The following is a 5,993-nucleotide window of genomic DNA, read 5'->3' as shown; positions in this document are numbered from 1 at the left end:
GTCGTCTACTTCCTCGTGCACTCGCTGGACCGGCCGGACTTCGCCGACGTCGACCGCGAGGCCGCCACCGTGCTGGCCTCCGCCGCGCCCGAGGCCGGGGTCCGGCAGATCGTCTACGTCGGCGGCCCGCGCCCCGACTCCCCCGACCTGTCGGCGCACCTCGCCTCCCGGGCAGAGGTCGGCGACGTCGTCGCCGCCGGACGGGTGCCCGCACTGGTGTTGCAGGCGTCGATGGTCATCGGCGCCGGGTCGGCGAGCTTCGAGCTGCTGCGGTCGACCGCGCGCCTCACGCCGTGGGTGCCGGTGCCGTCGTGGATCCACAACACCAGCAGACCCGTCGCGGTCACCGACGTCATCCACTTCCTGGTCGCCGCCGCCGGCCTGCCGGAGCCGGTCGACGGCGTGTTCGACGTCCTCGGCCCCGAGCAGCTCAGCTACCTGGAGCTGGTGCAGCGCTGCGCCCGCGTGCTGCGGCTCCCGGTCCGGATGCCGGTGCCCGCGCCGGTGTGGTCGCACAAGCTGGCCGCCCAGGTCGCCGGACTGGTGACCCCGGTGCCCGCGGCCGTCGCGGAACCGCTGTTCGAGTCGCTGAACCACGACCTCGTCGTGGACGGTCCACTGGCGACCGACGTCCTGCCCGCCCCGCCCGGCGGCCTGACGAGCGTCGACAACGCCATCCGCGCCGCGATCACCCCGCACTCCGGGACCGCCGACGGCGAGGTGTTCACCGAGGAGCGCACCGTCCTGACCGACGCCACGCCGGAGGAAGTGTGGCGGGCGGTGACCACGTTGGGCGGCAAGGACGGCTGGCACACCATCCCTCTCGTGTGGACGGTCCGCGGCGCGATCGACCACCTCTTCGGCGGCATCGGCCTGTACCGCGGCCGCGCCCCCGAGGTGGGCGAGGGCGACGTCGTCGACTTCTGGACCGTCGTGCACCGCGACGACGAGGCGCGGCAGCTGGTGCTGCGCGCGGACATGAAGATGCCCGGCCACACGCTGCTCGACATGAGCGTCGACCGCGAGGACGGCCGCACCCGCTACCGCCAGAAGATCACGTTCACCGCCGACGGCCTGCTCGGCCAGCTGTACTGGGTGGCGCAGAAACCGTTGCACGACATCGTGTTCGCCACGATGGCGCGCGGAGTTGTCCGAAAAGCATGCGCTCGTCCATGATCACCTGCATGATCTGCGCATGCGCAGCTCACTGTTCAACCACGAAGAGCGGTCCGTCGAGCCCGGCAGCTTCCAGCTCCAGAACGAACGCATGCTCAAGGTGGACCTCACCGGCAGCGGCGGCTTCTTCTTCGCCAAGCAGGGTTCGATGGTCGCCTACCAGGGCGACGTCGACTTCGCCTACGAGGGCGCCGGCGGCCTCGGCAAGCTGTTCAAGAAGGCCTTCACCGGCGAGGGCATGTCGCTGATGAAGGTGTCGGGCAGCGGCGACGTGTTCCTGGCCCAGGACGCCGACGAGATCTTCGTCCTGTACCTGGAGAACGAGAGCGTCACCGTCAACGGCAAGAACGTCCTCGCCTTCGACAGCACGCTGAAGTGGGACATCAACCGCACCGAGGGCGCGTCGATGCTGAGCGGCGGCCTGTTCAACACCACGTTCACCGGCACGGGCGCGCTGGCCGTCACCGCCTACGGCACCCCCGTCGTGCTGAACGTGGACGTGCCGACGTACGTGGACATGCAGTCCGCCGTGCTGTGGTCGACCTCGCTGCAGTCGTCCATCCGCAAGACCGCCAAGCTCGGGGCCGTGATCGGGCGCGGCTCGGGTGAGGCCTACCAGCTGGCGTTGCAGGGGCAGGGCATCGTCGTGGTGCAGGCCTCCGAGGGCCACCCGGTGCCGACGGCGCAGTAGCGTTCGTGCCGGTTGCGCGGCCGTGCACGTCTGGCTGCGCAACCGGAGCCCGCATGCCAGTCGGCGTGGCATCGGACTAACACTCGCGCGGGGCCGGCGACAGCACCGACATGACCACAGCGATCTTCGGCTTCGTCGGGGTACTGCTCGGATCGCTCGCCACCCTGGTGGCCGCGATCTACAAGGAACGCGTGACCGAGCGGCGTGAGCTCGCCTTGCGCGACCGGCTGCACGACCAGGAACGCGTGACCGCCCGCAACGTCTTCCAGCGCGACAGCATTCTCGCGTTGCAGTCGGCCGTCACCCACATGATCGGATCTGCTTACGCCGAACTCGACCGCCTCATCGCCGTCGAGCGCGAGACCGGCCATTGGCCGGCCCGCGAATGGGCCACCCCCACCGCCGAGGGGTGGTCGCAGGCGCTGCTGGACCTGGAGACCGCGCGGGCCCGCGTGTTCGACGACGAGCTCCGCGGTCTGGCCGGCGAACTGAGGACTCGGGCCGGCGACTCCGTCTGGGCGGACAGCCAGGAGAAAGCACGACACGCCAGCCAACCCCTCGAACCACTTCTCGCCGCCTTCAACGAAGTCGTGACCAGGACCCTGCCGGGCTTCTACTGACTTCCGGGCCACCCCGGGCGCCCGCCGCACCGCCGGGGCATGATCTTCCGCCGGGACCGATGAGTTCACGCGGCCACCGAGGTCCACCCCTCGAACCCGATCGGAAGGAACCACCATGACCCAGCTGGTGAAGGTCCAGAACTTCGTCGTGTCGCGCGACGGGTTCGGCGCCGGTGAGGACCAGACGCTCGACCGGCCGTTCGGCCACGCCGATCCCGGCACGATGTTCGCGTGGGCGGGTGCCACGGCGAGCTGGCCCAACCGCACCGAACCCGGTGGCAGCCGCGGGCTCGACGACTACCTGACCCGCGACTTCGCCCACAACATCGGCGCGGAGATCATGGGCGCCCACAAGTTCAGCCCGCACCGCGGGCCGTGGGAGGACCACGAGTGGCAGGGGTGGTGGGGCGACGAGCCGCCGTTCCACACGCCGGTGTTCGTCCTCACGCACCACGAGCGGCCGTCGTTCACGTTGTCCGACACGACCTTCCACTTCGTCAGCGGCGAGCCGGCCGACGTGCTACGGCTCGCGAAGGAGGCCGCGCAGGGCAAGGACGTGCGGATCGGTGGCGGCGCCACGACCGTCCGGGCGTTCCTCGACGCGGACCTCATCGACACCCTGCACGTCGCGGTGGCGCCGGTCGACCTCGGGCACGGCGTGGCGTTGTGGAAGTCGCCCGACGAGCTGCTCGACCGGTTCCACGTCGACGTCGTGCCGAGCTCCAGCGGGGTGACGCACCACCTGTTCTGGCGCAGGTGATCACCGGCGCGGGGGCGCGAGCGGCGCCCCCGCGAGGGGTGAATCCCGAGGCGGGACAACGATGTCAGACCGGGAAAGTCGCGGGTTCAACTACTTGTGAACGCTCACAACAGCTGGCAAGCTGACGAGCCGTTCCGCAGCCGCCATCGCGACGAGTTCGGGGATTCGCCATGACATCGGGGAACAACGTCCTGCACGAGCAACTCCGGCTGAGAGTGCGGGGGGTGAACCTCACCGTCGCCGCGGCGCACCGCCACGGCGCGGGCGAGCCGATCGTGTTCCTGCACGGGTTCGGCACGAGCAAAGAGGATTACACGGACATCGCGCAGCGCCACGACTTCACCGGACGCGCGTTCCTCACGTACGACTTCCCGGGGTGCGGCGCGACGGAGTGCGCCGACCTCTCCGCGATCGACGTGCCGTTCCTCGTGGACACGACGCGCGCGGTGCTCGAGAAGATGGGCGTCGGCAGGTACCACCTGGTCGGCCAGTCCCTCGGTGCCCTCACGGCACTCCTGCTCGCGCACCAGCAGCCGGACCGCGTGCTCAGCTTCATCAACATCAAGGGCCCGCTCACGCCCGAGGACTGCGCGCTGACGCGGCAGCTGTTGTCGCACCGGGAACCCGGCGACGTCTTCACGCGGTTCACCGAGGTCCTGCGCAACGCGGTGGGGTACTCGAACGGCCTCTACGTCGCGAACCTGCCGCACAAGATCCGCCGGGAGGCGGTGCACAACATCTTCCGGTCCGTGGTCGAACTGGCCGACCACGGCGACCTGCTGAACAAGTTCCTCGCACTCCCCGTTCCGACGATGTACCTGTACGGCGAGGAGTGCGCGTCACTGTCCTACCTGCCCGTGCTGGACGCCGGCGGGGTCGAGCTCGCGGAGATCCCCTACAGCGGGCACCTTCCGCTGTACTCCAACCCGGTCGCGACCTGGAAGTGGATCGCCGCCTTCCACGCCGGCAGGCGGGTCCCGCGGCCGGACGTCGTCCGGCGTTGAGCGGTCACGTGGGTGTGCAGGTCAGGTTCGCCGGTGCCGCGGCACCGGTGGCCTGGTAGCCGAACGTCGTGCGGCCGCCGGTGCCGACCGCGCCGTTCCACCCGGCGTCGACGGCGACCACGCCGGTGGCGTTCTGGCTCAGGGTGGCGTTCCAGGAGTTCGTGACGCGCTGACCGGCAGGCCACGTCCAGCTGACCCGCCACCCGGTCAGCGCCGCCGCGCGGTTGTTGGTGACCGTCACCGTCGCGACGTGCCCGCTCCCCCAGTCGCCGTTGACCTGCAGGCTCGCCGTGCACCCGGCCCGCGGCAGGACCAGCAGCGTGATGGAGTTCGCCGGGTACGTCGTGTCGGCGGCGCCGTTGTCCACCGGGACGTCGGCGCCGCGCACGATGCCACCGAGGTTGGCCGCGCCGTAGGTGAACCGTTGTGCCGCACCGGTGCTGTCGAAGCCGGCCACCGACAACGGCGAGGACAGGTCGTCGGCGGTCTTGTTGACGACCATGACGGTCAGCGCCTTGTCGGACGAGCGCTCGGCGGCGTAGACGGCCAGCCGTCCCTGGTCGGCCGAGTTCGCCGACACGCTGACGTCACCGAACCGGCTGCCGGCGCCGTCGTAGTTGCGGTACATCCGGAACGCGTAGGCGCCCGGATCGGTCGGCTTGGGCTCGCCCCACATCGTGGCGAGGTCGAGTCCTTCGCGTCCGAACACGCCGAGGACGTCGGCCTGCGTCAGGGCGCCGTTGATGTCGTCGAGCGCGCCCCAGTTGTACTCGGTGATCGCGGTCTTGGTGCCGGGGTAGTACTGGTTGATCCAGGACTTCATCGTGCGGATGAACTGCAGCGGCGGCGCGTTGACCCCGCCGGGACCGATCCACGACTCCTCGACGTACGTCGGGTCCCACAGCGACCGGACCGACCGCAGCCGCAGCGCGTTGCTCCCGGGGTCCTTGCCGCCACTGATCTGCGGGTAGAAGTGCTGGTCGAAGTAGTCCAGGTAGCGCGTACCGCCGTGCGCGTCGCTGTAGTCCTTCATGTTCTTCAGGTACCACTGCGACAGGTTGAGCCCGCCGTGCGCGGCCGAGTCGGCGCCGGGCCCGCACCCGTCCACTCCGGACGCGACCCATTCGCAGTAGCCCCAGCCGGACGGTCCGAGCACCGCGGCGCTCGGGTCCGCGGCCTTGATCGCCGCGGCGGTCGCCGTGCCCTTGCCGCCCAGCTCGTCGTAGGACACCGGGTCCGGGTGCACGTCGCGGTGCGTGCTGGCCCACAGCACCGGTTCGTTGTCGAGCTCGTAGATCGGCACGCCACCCTGCGCCGCCGTGCCGAACCGGCCCGCGAGGTGCGCCACCATCTCCCCCGCGAACGCCGCGTCCGCCGGGACGGAGGTGTCGGTGGGCACGCCCGCGAGGTTCGCGCCGTCGAGCTTGCCGTTGCCGCAGTTGGCGTCCCACTCGTCGAACCCGTCCTGCCGCGGGAACCGGGTCGCGGGGAACCCGCAGGCGAACGGGTGGGACGAGGGCGAGTCCTTGGCCACCCAGCCGACCATCGGCACGGCGACGACCGGCTTGATGCCGCGGTCCAGGTTGGACCCGACCATCGTCTCGACGGTGTGCGCCTCGTCGGCGACGATGTTCTCGAAGTACCAGTCGCTGCCGGTGTTGTAGGTGTGGTTCTTGAAGTTGTACCGGCTGGTCGCGTTACCGCCCCAGCGCGCCACCGTCTGGCCGATTTCGGCGTTGAAC

6 protein-coding genes are annotated in these 5,993 nt (G+C 70.2%); 5 read left to right on the top strand and 1 reads right to left on the bottom strand.

The annotated features are described in order from the left end of the window. From VF330_RS27030 to VF330_RS27010, 5 genes are all read left to right on the top strand, one after another. Positions 1 to 1,176: DUF2867 domain-containing protein (locus VF330_RS27030; RefSeq protein ID WP_330854488.1), on the top strand; the 1,176-nt coding region annotated here is incomplete at its 5' end. Between the two features lie 19 nt (positions 1,177 to 1,195). Next, positions 1,196 to 1,867 carry an AIM24 family protein gene (locus VF330_RS27025; protein ID WP_330854487.1) on the top strand — a complete coding sequence of 224 codons (672 nt, stop codon included), beginning with the start codon at positions 1,196 to 1,198 and terminating at the stop codon, positions 1,865 to 1,867. Between the two features lie 110 nt (positions 1,868 to 1,977). Then, entirely contained in the window at positions 1,978 to 2,487 is a 510-nt protein-coding gene (locus VF330_RS27020) for a hypothetical protein (RefSeq protein WP_330854486.1), read from the top strand. A gap of 115 nt (positions 2,488 to 2,602) precedes the next feature. After that, the gene (locus VF330_RS27015) at positions 2,603 to 3,247 is read left to right on the top strand and encodes a dihydrofolate reductase family protein (RefSeq protein ID WP_330854485.1); all 645 of its coding nucleotides are present in this window, start codon (positions 2,603 to 2,605) and stop codon (positions 3,245 to 3,247) included. A gap of 170 nt (positions 3,248 to 3,417) precedes the next feature. After that, the gene (locus VF330_RS27010; RefSeq protein WP_330854484.1) at positions 3,418 to 4,251 is read left to right on the top strand and encodes an alpha/beta hydrolase; all 834 of its coding nucleotides are present in this window, start codon (positions 3,418 to 3,420) and stop codon (positions 4,249 to 4,251) included. A 4-nt stretch (positions 4,252 to 4,255) separates the two neighbouring features. Here the strand turns inward: VF330_RS27010 and VF330_RS27005 are convergent. Beyond that, on the bottom strand, positions 4,256 to 5,993 hold a 1,738-nt coding region (locus VF330_RS27005), incomplete at its 5' end, for a glycoside hydrolase family 44 protein (RefSeq protein ID WP_330854483.1).

Origin of the sequence: Lentzea sp., from assembly GCF_036380075.1 — a bacterium.
GTDB lineage: Bacteria > Actinomycetota > Actinomycetes > Mycobacteriales > Pseudonocardiaceae > Lentzea.
Note: the sequence above shows the minus strand (reverse complement) of the source record. Positions and strands in the feature narration are given on the sequence as shown.